General features: G+C 60.9%; 16 protein-coding genes. 8 read left to right on the forward strand and 8 right to left on the reverse strand.

The features are described from left to right. The first annotated feature begins 35 nt into the window (after positions 1-35). The 3 genes from hisA to C0058_RS01650 all read left to right on the forward strand — a co-directional run bounded on the left by hisA (position 36) and on the right by C0058_RS01650 (position 2,378). On the forward strand, positions 36-773 hold the full coding sequence (gene hisA / locus C0058_RS01640) for a 1-(5-phosphoribosyl)-5-[(5-phosphoribosylamino)methylideneamino]imidazole-4-carboxamide isomerase (RefSeq protein ID WP_008435688.1): 738 nt from the start codon (positions 36-38) through the stop codon (positions 771-773). A 9-nt stretch (positions 774-782) separates the two neighbouring features. After that, on the forward strand, positions 783-1,553 hold the full coding sequence (hisF, locus tag C0058_RS01645) for an imidazole glycerol phosphate synthase subunit HisF (protein ID WP_003218030.1): 771 nt from the start codon (positions 783-785) through the stop codon (positions 1,551-1,553). Positions 1,554-1,619: 66 nt separating this feature from the next. Next, positions 1,620-2,378, forward strand: coding sequence for an ABC transporter substrate-binding protein (locus C0058_RS01650; RefSeq protein ID WP_003218028.1), 759 nt, complete (start codon positions 1,620-1,622; stop codon positions 2,376-2,378). Here C0058_RS01650 and C0058_RS01655 read toward each other — a convergent pair. From C0058_RS01655 to C0058_RS01670, 4 genes are all read right to left on the reverse strand, one after another. Continuing rightward, complete coding sequence (locus tag C0058_RS01655) at positions 2,331-3,635, reverse strand: Vps62-related protein (protein WP_102367923.1); 1,305 nt, start codon at positions 3,633-3,635, stop codon at positions 2,331-2,333. The two genes, C0058_RS01650 and C0058_RS01655, sit on opposite strands and share 48 nt — an antisense overlap. Positions 3,636-3,709: 74 nt before the next feature. Next, positions 3,710-4,492, reverse strand: a complete 783-nt coding sequence (locus tag C0058_RS01660; protein WP_008435686.1) for a divergent polysaccharide deacetylase family protein — start codon at positions 4,490-4,492, stop codon at positions 3,710-3,712. Position 4,493: 1 nt separating this feature from the next. Then, positions 4,494-5,801, reverse strand: coding sequence for a S41 family peptidase (locus tag C0058_RS01665; RefSeq protein WP_003218023.1), 1,308 nt, complete (start codon positions 5,799-5,801; stop codon positions 4,494-4,496). Between the two features lie 31 nt (positions 5,802-5,832). Beyond that, on the reverse strand, positions 5,833-7,137 hold the full coding sequence (locus C0058_RS01670; protein WP_102367924.1) for a murein hydrolase activator EnvC: 1,305 nt from the start codon (positions 7,135-7,137) through the stop codon (positions 5,833-5,835). A gap of 377 nt (positions 7,138-7,514) precedes the next feature. Here C0058_RS01670 and C0058_RS32520 point away from each other — a divergent pair, with 377 nt between their 5' ends. Continuing rightward, positions 7,515-7,946, forward strand: a complete 432-nt coding sequence (locus tag C0058_RS32520; protein WP_256346889.1) for a PBECR2 nuclease fold domain-containing protein — start codon at positions 7,515-7,517, stop codon at positions 7,944-7,946. Positions 7,947-8,163: 217 nt separating this feature from the next. On the opposite strand, the gene gpmI is transcribed toward C0058_RS32520, so the two are convergent. Next, the gene (gene gpmI, locus C0058_RS01680; RefSeq protein ID WP_087693337.1) at positions 8,164-9,690 is read right to left on the reverse strand and encodes a 2,3-bisphosphoglycerate-independent phosphoglycerate mutase; all 1,527 of its coding nucleotides are present in this window, start codon (positions 9,688-9,690) and stop codon (positions 8,164-8,166) included. A gap of 151 nt (positions 9,691-9,841) precedes the next feature. Between gpmI and C0058_RS01685 the strand changes: the two genes are divergently transcribed. Genes C0058_RS01685 through secB form a run of 3 tightly spaced genes read left to right on the forward strand, consistent with a single transcriptional unit; the run spans position 9,842 to position 11,039 of the window. Beyond that, positions 9,842-10,255, forward strand: a complete 414-nt coding sequence (locus C0058_RS01685; RefSeq protein WP_003218014.1) for a rhodanese-like domain-containing protein — start codon at positions 9,842-9,844, stop codon at positions 10,253-10,255. A 1-nt stretch (position 10,256) separates the two neighbouring features. Further along, complete coding sequence (gene grxC, locus C0058_RS01690; protein ID WP_003218011.1) at positions 10,257-10,511, forward strand: glutaredoxin 3; 255 nt, start codon at positions 10,257-10,259, stop codon at positions 10,509-10,511. 42 nt (positions 10,512-10,553) lie between these two features. Then, positions 10,554-11,039 carry a protein-export chaperone SecB gene (gene secB / locus C0058_RS01695; RefSeq protein WP_003218009.1) on the forward strand — a complete coding sequence of 162 codons (486 nt, stop codon included), beginning with the start codon at positions 10,554-10,556 and terminating at the stop codon, positions 11,037-11,039. A gap of 132 nt (positions 11,040-11,171) precedes the next feature. On the opposite strand, the gene C0058_RS01700 is transcribed toward secB, so the two are convergent. Continuing rightward, entirely contained in the window at positions 11,172-11,627 is a 456-nt protein-coding gene (locus tag C0058_RS01700; protein ID WP_003218007.1) for a tRNA (cytidine(34)-2'-O)-methyltransferase, read from the reverse strand. Here C0058_RS01700 and C0058_RS01705 point away from each other — a divergent pair. Further along, on the forward strand, positions 11,626-12,066 hold the full coding sequence (locus tag C0058_RS01705) for a hypothetical protein (protein ID WP_003218005.1): 441 nt from the start codon (positions 11,626-11,628) through the stop codon (positions 12,064-12,066). The genes C0058_RS01700 and C0058_RS01705 overlap by 2 nt on opposite strands. Before the next feature lie 623 nt (positions 12,067-12,689). On the opposite strand, the gene ntrC is transcribed toward C0058_RS01705, so the two are convergent. Together ntrC and glnL are read right to left on the reverse strand one after the other, a co-directional pair. Next, positions 12,690-14,126 (reverse strand): nitrogen regulation protein NR(I), encoded by a 1,437-nt coding sequence (gene ntrC / locus C0058_RS01715; RefSeq protein ID WP_008435682.1) that lies wholly within the window; start codon positions 14,124-14,126, stop codon positions 12,690-12,692. After that, positions 14,123-15,208 (reverse strand): nitrogen regulation protein NR(II), encoded by a 1,086-nt coding sequence (gene glnL, locus C0058_RS01720; protein ID WP_003218001.1) that lies wholly within the window; start codon positions 15,206-15,208, stop codon positions 14,123-14,125. The genes ntrC and glnL overlap by 4 nt, the downstream gene beginning before the upstream one ends. Positions 15,209-15,398: the final 190 nt, after the last annotated feature.

Below are 15,398 nucleotides of genomic sequence, written 5' to 3' on the forward strand. Positions count from 1 at the left end.
CCGAGCAACGCTGAATATCGAATAAGGTTTGCCAGATGCTGATTATTCCCGCAATCGATCTCAAGGACGGCGCCTGCGTACGTCTGCGCCAGGGCCGCATGGAAGATTCCACGGTGTTCTCCGATGACCCGGTGAGCATGGCTGCCAAGTGGGTGGAAGGCGGTTGCCGTCGTCTGCATCTGGTGGACTTGAACGGTGCGTTCGAAGGCCAGCCGGTCAACGGTGAAGTGGTGACGGCGATCGCCAAGCGCTACCCGAACCTGCCGATCCAGATCGGCGGCGGCATCCGCTCCCTGGAAACCATCGAACACTACGTGAAAGCAGGCGTGAGCTACGTGATCATCGGCACCAAGGCCGTGAAAGACCCGGCCTTCGTCGCCGAAGCCTGCCGTGCGTTCCCCGGCAAAGTGATCGTGGGCCTGGACGCCAAGGACGGTTTCGTCGCCACCGACGGCTGGGCCGAGATCAGCACCGTCCAGGTGATCGACCTCGCCAAGCAGTTTGAAGCCGACGGCGTCTCCGCCATCGTTTATACCGACATCGCCAAAGACGGCATGATGCAGGGCTGCAACGTACCGTTCACCGCTGCGCTGGCTGCGGCCACCAGGATCCCGGTGATCGCTTCCGGCGGTATCCACAACCTGGGCGACATCAAGTCGCTGCTGGACGCGAAGGCGCCGGGGATCATCGGCGCCATCACCGGCCGGGCGATCTATGAAGGCACCCTGGACGTCGCTGAAGCCCAGGCTTACTGCGACGCCTACAACGGCTGAGGACTGACCATGGCGCTGGCCAAACGCATCATCCCTTGCCTGGACGTCGACAACGGTCGCGTGGTCAAGGGCGTCAAGTTCGAGAACATCCGTGACGCCGGCGACCCGGTGGAGATCGCCCGTCGCTACGACGAACAGGGTGCTGACGAGATTACCTTTCTCGACATCACCGCCAGCGTCGATGGTCGCGACACCACGCTGCATACCGTGGAGCGCATGGCCAGCCAGGTGTTTATCCCGCTGACCGTGGGCGGTGGCGTGCGCACCGTGCAGGACATTCGCAACTTGCTGAATGCCGGCGCGGACAAGGTTTCGATCAACACCGCCGCGGTGTTCAACCCGGAATTTGTCGGCGAAGCCGCACAGCACTTCGGTTCGCAATGCATCGTGGTTGCCATCGACGCCAAGAAAGTCTCCGGCCCGGGCGAAACTCCGCGCTGGGAGATCTTCACCCACGGCGGGCGCAAGCCGACCGGGCTGGATGCCGTGCAGTGGGCGATGAAGATGGAAGCCCTGGGTGCCGGTGAAATCCTGCTGACCAGCATGGACCAGGACGGCATGAAAAACGGCTTCGACCTGGGCGTGACCCGCGCCATCAGCGACGCACTGGGTATCCCGGTGATTGCTTCCGGCGGCGTCGGCAACCTGCAGCACCTGGCCGACGGCGTGATCGAAGGCCACGCCAGCGCAGTGCTGGCGGCGAGTATTTTCCACTTTGGCGAATACACCGTGCCTGAGGCCAAGGCCTACATGGCGGCGCGCGGTATCGTCGTACGCTAAACGTCACTGGACACCATGGCAGGCTCGCGGCACTCTCTGGGCTTGCCATGGATTCCGGTAACTTTCATGTTCAAAGACCTGCTGCTCGCCCTCGCCAGTACCACCGTTCTGCTGACGGGTTCGGCTTACGCTGATGAACCGTCCGACGGCGCTTCCCTGGTGTTGCTGACGGAAAACTTCCCGCCGTACAACATGGCGAAAAACGGCAAGAACTTCGCCAAGGAAGAGAACATCGAAGGCATTGCCGTGGACATCGTCCGCGAGACGTTCCAGCGTGCGGGTATTTCCTACAACCTGACCCTGCGGTTCCCTTGGGACCGGATCTACAAACTCGCCCTGGAAAAACCCGGTTACGGCGTGTTCGTGATGGCGCGCTTGCCGGACCGTGAGGCGCTGTTCAAATGGGTCGGCCCCATCGGCCCGGACGATTGGGTGCTGCTGGCCAAGGCTGACAGCAAGATCCAGCTGAGCGACCTTGAGCAGGCGCGGCGCTACAAGATCGGCGCCTACAAGGGCGACGCCATCGCCGAGAGCCTGGAGAAGCAGGGGCTCAAGCCGGTAATCGTGTTGCGGGATCAGGACAACGCGAAAAAGCTGGTGGATGGTCAGATCGACCTGTGGGCCACCGGGGACCCGGCGGGCCGTTATCTGGCACGCCAGGTCGGGGTGACCGGGCTCAAGACTGTGTTGCGTTTCAACAGCGCGGAGCTGTACCTGGCGCTGAACAAAAACGTGCCGGATGACGTAGTGGCGAAACTCCAGGCGGCCCTCGATCAGTTACGGCAGGAGGGTGTCGTCGATGAAATCATGGGGCGTTATCTCTAGGTCGTTTTCTGTGGGCTCGGGCACCGCTGCTGGTACTTCCTCTGGCTCCTCAACAGCAGTAACCGCCGCTTCAGGTTGCAGCAGCTCGCTGAAGTAGACGTTATCTCCGCTGGCATAGGTCAGGGTTGGCCCGAGCTGGCTGCCGTCAGCCCGCAATAGCTCGTATCGGCTTTTGACCAGGTAGGCAGCGATGGATTTATTCGCCGGGATGTAAGCCATCACATCCGCCACGCCCTCCCGTTCCCAGCCTTGTGCGGTCAAGCCCGTATGCGTGAAGTCGCGATTGAGGTTGGCACTGATACTCAACGGATGCCGGGGTGCCCAGGCAGCCTTTATATCGACGCCGGTCAAGGAGCGCAGGCCCAAGGAGAAATCACTGATCTCTCCTTTTGCGAATACCCAACTGAAGGTTTGGCTTGCTGGCGTGGTGTTTTGACCGCTGGCCACCAAGCTGTACTGGTCGATTCTTTTCAACCGATATACCGGGCACGTTTGCAGTTTTTCCAGGGGCGTCAGGGTCGGGTCGTTCACGGTAAACCAGGGCAGTTCGCACACATGAATACCCTCTGTTACCTGCTCCGGCATCGTGCGTCCTGGTGCCATTTCGGGTGAAAGTGGCGGCAAATCTTCGGAATGAAGCGCAAGGTCCAGCCGCAGGGCGTGCACCGGGCTTTGCCTGGTTGGCTTGGCATAGCCCTCGGCGCCGGTAAAGGTGCCCGGTGCCAGGTAGGCTTGGCCAGGAGCTGCTTGCGACGGGGAGACACCCCAGGCGCTGAAGTCCCGGTGGGCGCCGCTGCCTTGGTCGCTCCAGATCAATTGGTCGACATAGGCCTGAGTCACCAGGTCTTCTCTGACACAGCGGATGGTATTGCGTGGTGGTTTGTCGTTACCGAGGCCACAGACCAGCCCCATCGCCACATAACCTTCTGGAGCGGTGGGTCGCCAGATTGAGAAATTGGCGCGTGCCCTTGGTCCCGAGTGTTCCCAGACTCTCTCGAAGTCGACGGGGGGCCGCAAGGCGGTGCCATTCTCCCGGTCAACTTCGCTGACAACAGCGACGATGTTCAGTTGATTGATGTTGTGGTAACCCGCCACCGCCACATCACCCAGCGGGACGAAGTTGCCCAGCGCGTCGGAGGATGTGCTCGGGCGCCAGAAGGTCACGGGTTTTTCGGCGCGAGTGCCTTTGTCGTTCCATACAGGAACGAACTCGGTGGTGAAGTTGATCAGCAGGTCTTTGTATTGCAGTGAGTTCATCTACAGACTCTCCAGTGGATACGAAGATCCACTATCGAAGAGTCCGCTCGGTCAGGCGCGGTAGCTATATAGCACTAGCGGTAAGTGCCGTTTTTTCCGTGGCCGGCCATGGCCTGGTTGCTGCGCAGGCTGATCATCAACTTGATGTCGATCCACTCGACGCCCTGGGCCTTGAGCTTGGGCAGCTCACGTTCGAGTACCGCCAGGGTCTGTGGATAAGGGTGGCCGATCATCACCGCCGACCCCTGTTTGTGGGCCAGCTTGATCGCGGTCTGCAGCTGGGTGGTGATGGCCGCTTCGGTGCGTTCGTCGTCGAGGAACACATCCCGCGAGACGCTGGCCAGGCCAATCTTTTGCGCCTCGGCGGCGGCGACGGTTTTAGCGCTGGTGCGGCTGTCGACGAAGAACTTGTGGCGTCGTTGCAGCTCACCCATCAACCAGGCCATGGCCTCCGGCTGGGCGGTCATGCGACTGCCCATGTGGTTGTTGATGCCGGCGGTGTAGGGCACGGCCTTGAAGGCTGCGTCCAGGCGTTTGCCGAGCTCTTCGATGGGCAGGTCGGGGTGCCAGGCGAACGGGCCGGTGGCCGGGTCCATGGGCATGTGCAGGATGACGATCTTGCCGGCCTTGTGGGCTTCGCGGGCGAATTCGGCGGCGTGGGGTGTGTCGGGCATGATCGCCGTGGTCACCGGGCCGGGCAGGGCGAGCACACGACGATCCCGGGGCAGGTTTTGCCCAAGGTCGTCGATGATCAGGGTCAGGTAGGCTTTGTGTTCAGCGGGGGCTGCACTGGCGGGGTTGCCTTGGGCGACTCCCGCCAGACAGCACAGCAAAGCGATGATCAGTCCACGGCGCATATCAACGGCTGCGCGTAATGCTCAGGCCCTTGAGCAGGCTCAGCGCCTGGGCCAACTGATAATCGTCGTCCTGCGGCATCGGCTTGGCTTTCGAGCCGCTGCCGGTCGGCTGGTCGGCGCCGCCGTTGCCATTGCCCAAGTGGCCTTGCAGGTCCGCTTCCTTGTAGAACTCGCTGTCGGCTTCGTTGGTGATCTTGGCCTTGCGCACTTCGATGTCCGGCACGATGCCCTGGGCCTGGATCGAGCGACCGTTCGGCGTGTAGTACAGCGCCGTGGTGATCTTCAAGGCACGCTCGTTGTTCAGCGGCAGCACGGTTTGCACCGAGCCTTTGCCGAAGCTGGTGGTGCCCATCAGCACGCCGCGTTTCTGGTCTTGCAGGGCGCCGGCGACGATTTCCGAAGCCGAGGCGCTGCCGCCGTTGATCAGCACAACCATCGGCACGCCTTCGCTGAGGTCGTTGCCGGTGGCCGAGAAGCGCAGCTCGGAGTTGGCGATACGGCCCTTGGTGTAGACGATCAGGCCCTTGGTGATGAAGTGGTCGACCACCTCCACCGCTGCCTGCAACACGCCGCCCGGGTTGTTGCGCAGGTCGAGCACGATGCCGCTGAGTTTCTTGCCGTTGTCTTTGCGCAGCTTGGCGAGGGCCTTGGCCACTTCGTCGCCGGTCTTGACCTGGAACTGGGTGATACGGATGTAGCCGTAGCCCGACTCCAGCAGCTGGCTCTTCACGCTTTTGACCGTGATGGTGGCGCGGGTCAGGGTCACGTCGAACGGCGTGCCGCCGTCGCGCACCAGGGTCAGGGTGATTTTCTGGCCGATCTTGCCGCGCATCTTGTCGACGGCTTCGGTCATGGTCTGGCCGCGGGTCGGCTGGCCGTTGATCTTGACGATAAAGTCACCGGCCTGGATGCCGGCCTTGGACGCAGGGGTGTCATCGATCGGCGAAACGACCTTGATGTTGCCGTCGTCGGCGCCGACTTCAATGCCCAGGCCACCGAATTCACCGCTGGTGCTCTCCTGCAGCTCGGCGAAATCTTCCGGGCCCAGGTAGGCGGAGTGCGGGTCAAGGTTGCTGAGCATGCCCTTGATGGCATTTTCCAGCAGGGTCTTGTCGTCCACAGGTTCGACATAAGCGGCCTTGATCCGGTCCATGACCTCGGCAAAGGTGCGCAACTCGTCCAGCGGCAGCGGGGCCTTGGTGGTCGCGGCCGTGGCCGACTGGGCGGTCTGGTCGGCGAATGCCAAAGGCGCGCCGATCACCAGAGCGATCGTCAGGGCCAGCGATGTGAGGCGGGACAAATGCAGCATGTCGAACGAACTCCTAATGTAGATGCGACCCTTATCCTTGGGTACGGCACCATTGTGCCGGGTCGCTCGGGCGGCCCTGCTGACGAATAGCGAAGTACAGCGCCGGGGTGTCCTGGCCACCACTGTTACCGACAGTGGAGATGGATTCACCGGCTTTTACAACATCACCTGCCGCTTTAAGCAAAGTTTGATTGTGGCCGTAAAGGCTCAAATAGCCATTACCGTGGTCAAGAATCACCAGCAAACCTGCACCACGCAGCCAATCGGCGAATACCACACGGCCGCCGTGGATAGCGTGGACCTGGGTGCCGGCACCGGCACTGATCATCACACCGTCCCACTTGGCGCGGGTGTCATCGCCACGGGTTTCACCAAAGCGTGCCAGTAATCGACCATCAACTGGCCATGGAAGTTTGCCCCGAGCTGAAGCAAAAGGTCCGCCGAAGGATTCGCCGGCGCTGGAAACCAGCGGGCCAGGCGCTGCACGCGCCGGTTTACGCGGGGCCGGGGCGTCGGTAGTGGCGCTGGCGACTGCCTCGGCGGCTTCACGCTCGCGCTTTTTTTCGGCTTCCTGCTGGGCAATCAGCGCTTTTTGCCGCGCCTGCTCTGCCTCACGGGCCTGGCGCGCCAGGGTTTCCTCGATGGTTTTCAGGACTTTGCCCAGGTCGGCCTGGTCTTGCTCGCGGGCCTGGAGCTTGGCGTCACGGGCCTTCACGTCGTCATTCAGCTTGGCCAGCGCCTGCTGGCGCTCCTTGCGGACCTTGTCCAGTTCGTCGCGCTGGCTGTCGAGGGCGGTTTTCTGGTCGAGCAGCTGCGACTGCTGGTTGGCGATTTCCTGCTCGACGTTGGCCAGCTGGCGCAGGGTCTCGTTGAAGCTTTTCAGTTGCTCCAGGCGGGCCTTGCTCAGGTAGTCGTAATAGGTAAGGGTGCGGGCGAATTTTTCCGGGTTCTGCTGGTTGAGCAGCAGCTTGAGGTATTCCTGGCGGCCGTTCTGGTAAGCGGCGCGGGCCTGGATCGCGATCAGGCGTTGCTGTTCAACGCGTGCGCTCTGGAGTTTTTTTTTCTCACCGTCGAGTCGCTCCAGTTCCGACTCGCTCTTCTTTAGTTCTTTTTGCAGCTCCTGGACCTGCTTCTCCAGCTTGCCCATCTCGGTTTCCGTGCCGCGCAGGTCTTTCTGCACGCCGGACTTCTCTTCCTGGAGCTTGCCGAGCAGCTTCTTCAGCTCGGTAATGTCCTGACGCGTAGCGTCCAACTGTTGTTGGGTTTGTGCGCGCTCATCGGCAAACGCCGGTTGGAGCAGGCAGACAAGAGCAAGGGTAATCAAGGCGCGAAGCATAGAGGCGGGCGACACCAGGGAAAGGGACGGCCTAGTATGCCCGCCAAGCGCTGCAAAAAAAACGCCCAATTCGGCTTGGCAGGCAAGTTAGGTGCCCAGTGGCCGCATTCTGCAAGCAATTGTGGGCAAGTCCCATAGCCCTTTGAAGGCGACGAGCGGTAGAGAGCGTCGTGTCGTGCTTCTGCAGTTGTTTTGTGTGCTTCGCGAAATGCCTTGAAATGCTCCGCCCTGACGGTGCATTTGCGCTCGGAATAGACTCTTCGGCCCTGTTAATCCGACGGTCGGCATAGTCAGTAATGCCTTGTATTCACGAGTCAAAAGGCCAGCAAACGTGGCTTGATTATGGGCTTCCCGACCTTCGTAGTCTGGATCGGGCTTTGCGAGCGCGTCCACTTGAGGAAGTGGCCGCCGGCAATGACGTCGAAGCGGCCATCGATATAGTCGCAATGCATTTTGGCATTGCCCATTCGAGCTGTTCGGAAGTGGAAGTTGCCTCGCCTTTGGGGCAAATAGCGATCAGGCGTAGCTGTCTGCAGCACATTGTTGAAAAGCGGCAGGACGCCAGAGAGCGTTATGTCAGGTTCGCCTTGGACACATTGACGGGGCCTCTGGAAATATGGCGTGTTGCTTATAGCGATTGCTCCGCCCGTTTAGCATTCATTGGGGCTTATGAATCCAGGAGGCAGATACTGGTGGTGGTCAATATTCAGGCTGGCAATGTGCTGTGGAACTTCATGCAGGCAGACGCCAAGGCCTTGAACAAGCATCGTCATGGTGAGTTGCTCTACAAGCGTTACGAGCTTTTGTGACGCCCAAAGAAAAGGGCAGCTCTTTCGAACTGCCCTAAGTAGTGCTTGCTTGATATTCATATACACACCCTCAAGCAGGGGTGTGGAGGTCTCACCCTACGCGGATATCCAGCCATCTGCGGGGTTCCTACGCCAGTTATCGCCGCTGGAGGCAACTGGTTTCGCGCTCAAGTCCATTATTGACGGGCTGCCTGTTTTGAGCAACCCCTGAACTGTGTCAGACCAGAATCGAAGTGCCAGTCATCTCTTTCGGCTTCTCCAGCCCCATCAGCATCAACATGGTCGGTGCCACGTCGGCCAGCACGCCGCCATCACGTACTTTAAAGTCACGTTTGCCGACGTAGATGAATGGCACCGGCTCGGTGGTGTGGGCGGTGTGGGCCTGGCCGGTGGATTCGTCGGACATTTGCTCGCAGTTGCCGTGGTCGGCGGTGATCAGCGCTTCGCCGCCCACCTTGTCCAGGGCGTCGACGATGCGGCCGACGCACAGGTCCAGGCATTCCACGGCTTTTACCGCCGCTTCCAGGTTGCCGCTGTGGCCCACCATGTCACCGTTGGCGTAGTTGACCACGATCACGTCGTAGCGCTGGTGTTCGATGGCGTCGACGATCTTGTCCGTGACTTCCGGGGCACTCATCTCCGGCTGCAGGTCGTAGGTGGCGACTTTCGGCGACGGGATCAGGATGCGTTCTTCACCCGGGAACGGTTCTTCACGACCGCCGGAGAAGAAGAAGGTCACGTGGGCGTACTTCTCGGTTTCGGCAATGCGCAGTTGGGTCTTGCCGTTTTTCGCCAGGTAATCCCCCAGCACGTTTTCCAGGCTGCCCGGGGCGAATGCCGACGGGGCCGGGATGTTGGCGGCGTATTGGGTCAGCATCACGAATTCGACTTTCGGCTGGCGGGCGCGCTCGAAGTCCTTGAAGCCGGCATCGACGAATACGTGGCTCAGCTCGCGGGCACGGTCGGCGCGGAAGTTCATGAACACCACGGCGTCGCCATCTTCGACCTTGACCGGTTCGCCGATGGTGGTGGCCTTGACGAATTCGTCACTCTCGCCACGGGCGTAGGCGGCCTCCAGGCCTTCCTGGGCGGTGGCGGCGTTGAATTCGGCCTGGCCGTCGACGATCAGGTTGTAGGCCTGTGCCACGCGGTCCCAGCGGTTGTCGCGGTCCATGGCGAAGTAGCGGCCAACCAGGCTGGCGATGCGGCCTTTGCCGAGGGTCTTGAAGGTTTCATCCAGCAGTTCGATGGAGGACTGGGCACTTTTCGGCGGGGTGTCGCGGCCGTCGAGGAACGCGTGCAGGTAGATCTTCTCGGCGCCGCGCTTGAAGGCCAGTTCGGCCATGGCGATCAGGTGGTCCTGGTGGCTGTGGACGCCGCCGTCCGACAGCAGGCCCATGAAGTGCACGGCCTTGCCGGCCTTGACCGCTTTATCCACTGCCGCGCAGATGTTTGGGTTCTCGAAAAACTCACCGTCGCGGATCGCTTTGGTCACGCGGGTGAAATCTTGATAGACCACTCGTCCGGCACCGAGATTCATATGGCCGACTTCCGAGTTGCCCATTTGGCCGTCCGGCAGGCCAACATCCATGCCCGAGCCCGAGATCAGGCCGTTCGGAACGGTAGCGCTCAGACGGTCCAGTACTGGCTTGCTGGCCGAGTACACGGCGTTGTCGTGGTGGCTTTCACTGTGTCCGAAGCCATCGAGAATTATCAGGACCAAAGGTTTAGGCGTAGTAGTCATAGATCCTCTCGCGGCGGTAATGAATGAAGGGAATAGAAAAGGGAGTGGCAGTTTAAAGCGAAGTTCCGACCACGTCACCGCTTTACGGGGGTTGGCCGACCATGACGGCTGTGTATACTTACCGCCATTTTAACGCCCTGGAACCTCCTTGATGGTTGATCACCTGATTGCATTTGCCACTACCCACTATTTGCTCGCTGGTGCGTTCGTCGTACTGCTGGCGCTGCTGATCGCTCACGAATTGAGCCGCGGTGGCCGCAGCCTCAGCACGTCCGAGCTGACCGCCCTGGTCAACAAGGATGAGGCCGTAGTGGTGGACATTCGTCCCGCCAAGGATTTCGCCGCCGGTCACATTGTCGGCGCGCTGAACATTCCCCAGGACAAACTGATTTCGCGCCTGGCCGAGCTGGAAAAGCACAAGGCCAAGACCATTATCCTGGTCGACGCCCAGGGCCAGCACTCCGGCACCCACGCCCGCGAGATGCTGAAAACCGGCTTCAACGCCGCCAAACTGTCGGGTGGTATTTCCAGCTGGCGTGGCGATAACCTGCCGCTGGTGAAGTGATATGAGCCAGGTTGTCGTTTATTCCAGCGATTATTGCCCTTATTGCATGCGGGCCAAGGCCCTGCTTGTGAAAAAGGGCGTTGTCTTCGAAGAGATCAAGGTTGATGGCAAGCCCCAGGTGCGCGCCGAGATGACCAAGAAAGCGGGACGCACGTCCGTGCCGCAGATCTGGATCGGTGACAAGCATGTCGGTGGTTGCGATGACCTGTTCGCACTCGAGCGCGCCGGTAAACTGGATGCGCTGCTTCACGTCTGACTCCTAACCCCTAAAAGACCCCAAGATCACGAAGGATCTGCGATGACTGACCAACAGAACACCGAAGCGGCAGCAGAAGAAGCTCAAGGCCCACAATTTTCCCTGCAGCGTATTTACGTACGTGACTTGTCGTTCGAAGCGCCGAAAAGCCCGGCCATCTTCCGTCAGGAATGGACCCCGAGCGTTGCGCTGGACCTGAACACCCGTCAGAAGGCCCTGGAAGGTGACTTCCACGAGGTCGTGCTGACCCTGTCGGTCACCGTCAAGAACGGCGAAGAAGTGGCCTTCATCGCTGAAGTGCAACAGGCCGGTATCTTTCTGATCCAGGGCCTGGACGAAGCGTCCATGAGCCACACCCTGGGCGCGTTCTGCCCGAACATCCTGTTCCCGTATGCCCGTGAGACCCTGGACAGCCTGGTCACCCGTGGCTCGTTCCCGGCGCTGATGCTGGCTCCAGTGAACTTCGATGCCCTGTATGCGCAAGAGCTGCAGCGCATGCAACAGGAAGGCTCGCCAACGGTTCAGTAAGCTGTTCTGAGCAACGACGCCGATCCAATGTGGGAGCGGGCTTGCTCGCGAAAGCGGTACTTCAGTCGATATCTTCGTTGACTGGCACTCCGCTTTCGCGAGCAAGCCCGCTCCCACATTCGTTATGCAGTGTTACTTGAACCCCAGTTGCCGCCAACCTTCGTAAACCGCGACGGCCACGGTATTGGACAGGTTCAGGCTGCGGCAGCCTTCGCGCATCGGCAGGCGCAGGCGGTGGCCGTCTGGCAGGGCGTCCAGCACGTCTGCCGGCAGGCCGCGGCTTTCCGGGCCGAACAGGAAGGCGTCGCCTTCGGCAAAGCTGGCATCATGAAACGGCCGCGAACCCTTGGTGGTAAACGCGAACAACCGTGGGTGGTTCAGGCTTTCCAGGCAGCTGGCAAGGTCGGCGTGGCGTTGCAGGGTGGCGTACTCGTGGTAGTCCAGCCCGGCGCGGCGCAGGCGCTTGTCGTCCATGTCGAAACCCAAGGGCTCGATCAAATGCAGGTGGCAGCCACTGTTGGCGCACAGCCTGATAACGTTGCCGGTATTCGGCGGAATTTCTGGTTGAAAAAGGATGACGTGAAACATGCACGGCTCCGAAGGCAAAGATGCGCTGCATTCTACCCCTGAAGAAGACCCCAGGCCGAAGCTATTGCCACGGGTTTTAGGCTCGTTGGCGATTGTCGGCTTGATGGTAGGCCTGATGATCGGCCGGCTGACCACGCCAGACCCGGTTGAGCTGCAGCAGGTAGAGCCCGCCGCCGATGGCCTGGTGGTGTGGTTCAACAGCGAACCCAAGCTGCACGGCGAGCATATCGACGGCACCGTGGCGCTGCTGTTCGATGCGCTTGGCAAGGCCCAGGGCGGCCAATTGAAGGTCAATGACAAGGATGTGAACTGGCGCGTACGCAAGACCGATGGCGGCTTGCTGCTGAACCTGGTGGCGGCTCGGCCGTTGCGCGGGGAGTGGTCGGGAGAGAAGGCCGATGGACGCTGGCGGGTGGAGATCCATCTCCAGGAGCAATAAAAGAGGGAATCCCCGGCCTGCCTGTACCAAGGTTCCCAAAACGGGCTGGGGCTATGGGCGCGTTGCCTCATAAGCCCCGGGTGTAAAGAAGGGAGTTCCCGGCCTGCCTGTACCAGGGCTCCCAAAACGGGGTGAAGCCAAAGGCTTCGGTGTTAAAGAGGGAATCCCCGGCCTGCCTGTACCGAGGTTCCCGAAACGGGTGTGGGGCGCGACGCGATCCGCATCAAACACCCCGGGTGTTAAAGAGGGGATTCTCGGCCTGCCTGTACCAAGGTCCCCGAAACTGGGTAGTAACAGGGTTATTGCAGGGCGCGTGCCAGAATTGCGAAGTGGCGCCAAAAAATTTCTTCAGAAAGCGCAAAGCCCCGGAATACGGGGCTTTGGCTTTTTTGGGTTTTAATATTTTCTTAACAAGGCATGGGTTTCAGGCGTTGGATAAGTGCGCGATGCCGGTTCGTGGTGCATTGAAGCGGTGCACGGTCTTAGCCTGGTACAAAACAAATGTGGGAGCTGGCTTGCCTGCGATGGCGCTGTGTCAGTCGATAAATCCAGTGACTGACACAGCGCCATCGCGGGCAAGCCCGGCTCCCACATTAGATCTTCAGTGGATCAGGGATTAGTGATCAGGCCTCATCACCTTCGTCATCATCCCCACCGTCAACCTTCATCCCCAGCTCCTTGATCTTGCGTGTCAGCGTATTGCGGCCCCAGCCCAGCAGCACGGCGGCGTCGCGACGACGTCCAGCAGTATGCTTGAGGGCGGTTTCGATCATGATCCGCTCGAAAGCCGGCACAGCGCTGTCCAGCAGGTTCGACTGGCCACGTGCCAGGGCCTGGTCGGCCCATTGGCGCAGCGCCTGCTCCCAGTTGGTCACCGGTGCCGAATCCTGCGGCAGGCTCAGCAGCTCAGGCGGCAGGTCGCTGATATGCACTTCGCGCCCCGAAGCCATCACCGTGATCCAGCGGCAGGTGTTCTCCAGCTGACGCACGTTGCCCGGCCATGGCAGGTTCTTCAGGTATTCCTCGGTCTCGCTTTTCAGCAGCTTCGGCTCGACGGCCAGCTCCTGGGCGGCGCGGCTGAGGAAGTGACGGGCCAGGGTCGGGATGTCCTCGCGACGGTCCGACATCCGTGGGATGTGGATGCGGATCACGTTCAGGCGGTGGAACAAGTCTTCACGGAATTTCCCGGCGTGCACCAGGGTTTCCAGGTTCTGGTGCGTCGCCGCGATGATACGTACGTCGACCTTGACTGGCGTGTGCCCGCCTACCCGATAAAACTCGCCGTCGGCCAGGACCCGCAGCAAGCGCGTCTGGGTGTCGGCCGGCATGTCGCCGATTTCATCGAGGAACAGCGTGCCGCCGTCGGCCTGTTCAAAACGGCCACGGCGCAGGTTGGCCGCACCGGTGAACGCGCCTTTTTCATGGCCGAACAGTTCCGACTCCATCAAGTCTTTCGGGATCGCCGCCATGTTCAGCGCAATGAACGGCGACGCCGCCCGTGGGCTGTGACGGTGCAGGGCGTGGGCCACCAGCTCTTTACCGGTACCCGACTCGCCATTGATCAGCACGGTGATGTTGGAGTGGCTCAAGCGCCCGATGGCGCGAAACACTTCCTGCATCGCCGGCGCTTCGCCGATGATTTCCGGGGTACGGGTCAGGGCCGGCGGGGCTTCCTGGTTCTGCTGTTCCTGGGCGTGCTGGTTGGCGCGTTTTACCAGCGCCACCGCTTCGTCCACGTCGAACGGTTTTGGCAGGTATTCAAAGGCGCCGCCCTGATAGGACGCGACAGCGCTGTCCAGGTCCGAGTGCGCGGTCATGATGATCACCGGCAGGCGCGGGTGCTGCTCGCGAATCCGCGCCAGCAAGTCCAGGCCACTGGCGCCGGGCATGCGGATGTCGGAGATGATCACGTCGGGCTGCTGGCGAGCCAGGCGGCTCATCACCCCGTCGGCGCTGTCGAAGCTCTGGGTGGTCATGCCTTCCTGTTGCAAGGCTTTCTCCAGGACCCAGCGGATAGAACGGTCGTCATCGACGATCCAGACAGTTTCACTACGGCTCATGTCGATGGGGCTCCTTGTTCCAGTGGCAGAAAGATCGAGAAGGTGGTGTGACCGGGATGGCTCTCACATTCGATCAAACCCTGGTGCTGGCTGATGATGTTCTGGGTAATGGCCAGGCCGAGCCCGGTACCGTCCGGGCGGCCGCTGACCATTGGGAAAAAGATGGTTTCCTGCAGTTCTGCAGGGATGCCGGGGCCGTTGTCGATGATCTCGACCTTGGTCACCAGGCGATGGCGCACGTGGCCAATGGTGAACTGGCGCAGGGCACGGGTGCGCAGGCTGATGCGCCCCAGGCGCAGCTCGTTCTGGCTGCTGATGGCCTGCATGGCGTTGCGCACGATATTGAGCACCGCCTGGATCATCTGCTCGCGGTCGATCAATACGTCGGGAATGCTTGGGTCGTAGTCGCGCACCAAGGTGATGCAGCCCTGGCTTTCGGCCTCCACCAACTGGCAAACCCGCTCCAGCACTTCGTGCACGTTGGTCATTGCCAGCGACGGCAGCTTGTTGGAGCCGAGCATGCGGTCTACCAGGTTACGCAGGCGGTCGGCTTCCTCGATGATGACGTTGGTGTAGTCCTTGAGGTTTTCGTCCGGCAGCTCGCGGGCCAGCAGCTGTGCGGCACCGCGAATCCCGCCCAGGGGGTTCTTGATCTCATGGGCCAGGCCGCGCACCAGCATCTTGCTGGTTTCCTGCTTGGACAGTTGCGCCTCTTCCTTGGTGATGCGCAGCAGGCGATCGCGGGGATGCACCTCCAGCAGCAACAAGGTGGCGCCGTGGCTGAGGATCGGTGTTACCGCGTAGTCGACGGTGAGGGTCTGGCCGGTGAGGGCGGTGAGCATCGCTTCGCGCTTGGTGAACGGGTGCGCCTGCTCCACGGCCTGGCGCAACGAGCTCAAGGCCTCGGCCGACTCAGTGAACAGCTCACTGATGAATTGCCCATGGCTGCGCTGCCCGCTGATGGCCAGCAGCATCTCCGCCGCCGGGTTCATGTACTCAAGGCGCAGTTCGTCATTGAGCAGAATGGTCGCGGTGGTCAGGTTGTCGAGTAACAGGCGGTGCAGTGCGTCGCTGATGGTCATTAGGACCTCTTTTGGAGCAAGGCGCGGGCTTGAGGCACACGCTGATACAAGGAAAATGCAAAAACCAAACCAAAGCTCCGAAAAGAAGCGTTAAAGCCCTGAAATGGGGGCTTAAGGCGCGAAACTGTGGCGTTCTGCCAGCTTGGACGGGAAGTTTCGAACCAAAATGGGTTGCGTAAGTGGGAAGGGT

The organism is Pseudomonas sp. NC02 (assembly GCF_002874965.1).
Taxonomy (GTDB): Bacteria; Pseudomonadota; Gammaproteobacteria; order Pseudomonadales; family Pseudomonadaceae; genus Aquipseudomonas.

Excerpts from the sequence above, each read along its gene's own strand:
- C0058_RS01650 (WP_003218028.1), top strand. The coding sequence starts at position 1,620 with ATGTTCAAAGACCTGCTGCTCGCCCTCGCCAGTACCACCGTTCTGCTG.
- C0058_RS01705 (WP_003218005.1), top strand. The coding sequence starts at position 11,626 with ATGCACGGCTCCGAAGGCAAAGATGCGCTGCATTCTACCCCTGAAGAA.
- C0058_RS01685 (WP_003218014.1), top strand. The coding sequence starts at position 9,842 with ATGGTTGATCACCTGATTGCATTTGCCACTACCCACTATTTGCTCGCT.
- C0058_RS01670 (WP_102367924.1), bottom strand. The coding sequence starts at position 7,137 with ATGCTTCGCGCCTTGATTACCCTTGCTCTTGTCTGCCTGCTCCAACCG.
- C0058_RS01655 (WP_102367923.1), bottom strand. The coding sequence starts at position 3,635 with ATGAACTCACTGCAATACAAAGACCTGCTGATCAACTTCACCACCGAG.
- C0058_RS01700 (WP_003218007.1), bottom strand. The coding sequence starts at position 11,627 with ATGTTTCACGTCATCCTTTTTCAACCAGAAATTCCGCCGAATACCGGC.
- hisF (WP_003218030.1), top strand. The coding sequence starts at position 783 with ATGGCGCTGGCCAAACGCATCATCCCTTGCCTGGACGTCGACAACGGT.
- C0058_RS01660 (WP_008435686.1), bottom strand. The coding sequence starts at position 4,492 with ATGCGCCGTGGACTGATCATCGCTTTGCTGTGCTGTCTGGCGGGAGTC.
- grxC (WP_003218011.1), top strand. The coding sequence starts at position 10,257 with ATGAGCCAGGTTGTCGTTTATTCCAGCGATTATTGCCCTTATTGCATG.
- ntrC (WP_008435682.1), bottom strand. The coding sequence starts at position 14,126 with ATGAGCCGTAGTGAAACTGTCTGGATCGTCGATGACGACCGTTCTATC.
- glnL (WP_003218001.1), bottom strand. The coding sequence starts at position 15,208 with ATGACCATCAGCGACGCACTGCACCGCCTGTTACTCGACAACCTGACC.
- secB (WP_003218009.1), top strand. The coding sequence starts at position 10,554 with ATGACTGACCAACAGAACACCGAAGCGGCAGCAGAAGAAGCTCAAGGC.
- hisA (WP_008435688.1), top strand. The coding sequence starts at position 36 with ATGCTGATTATTCCCGCAATCGATCTCAAGGACGGCGCCTGCGTACGT.
- C0058_RS01665 (WP_003218023.1), bottom strand. The coding sequence starts at position 5,801 with ATGCTGCATTTGTCCCGCCTCACATCGCTGGCCCTGACGATCGCTCTG.
- gpmI (WP_087693337.1), bottom strand. The coding sequence starts at position 9,690 with ATGACTACTACGCCTAAACCTTTGGTCCTGATAATTCTCGATGGCTTC.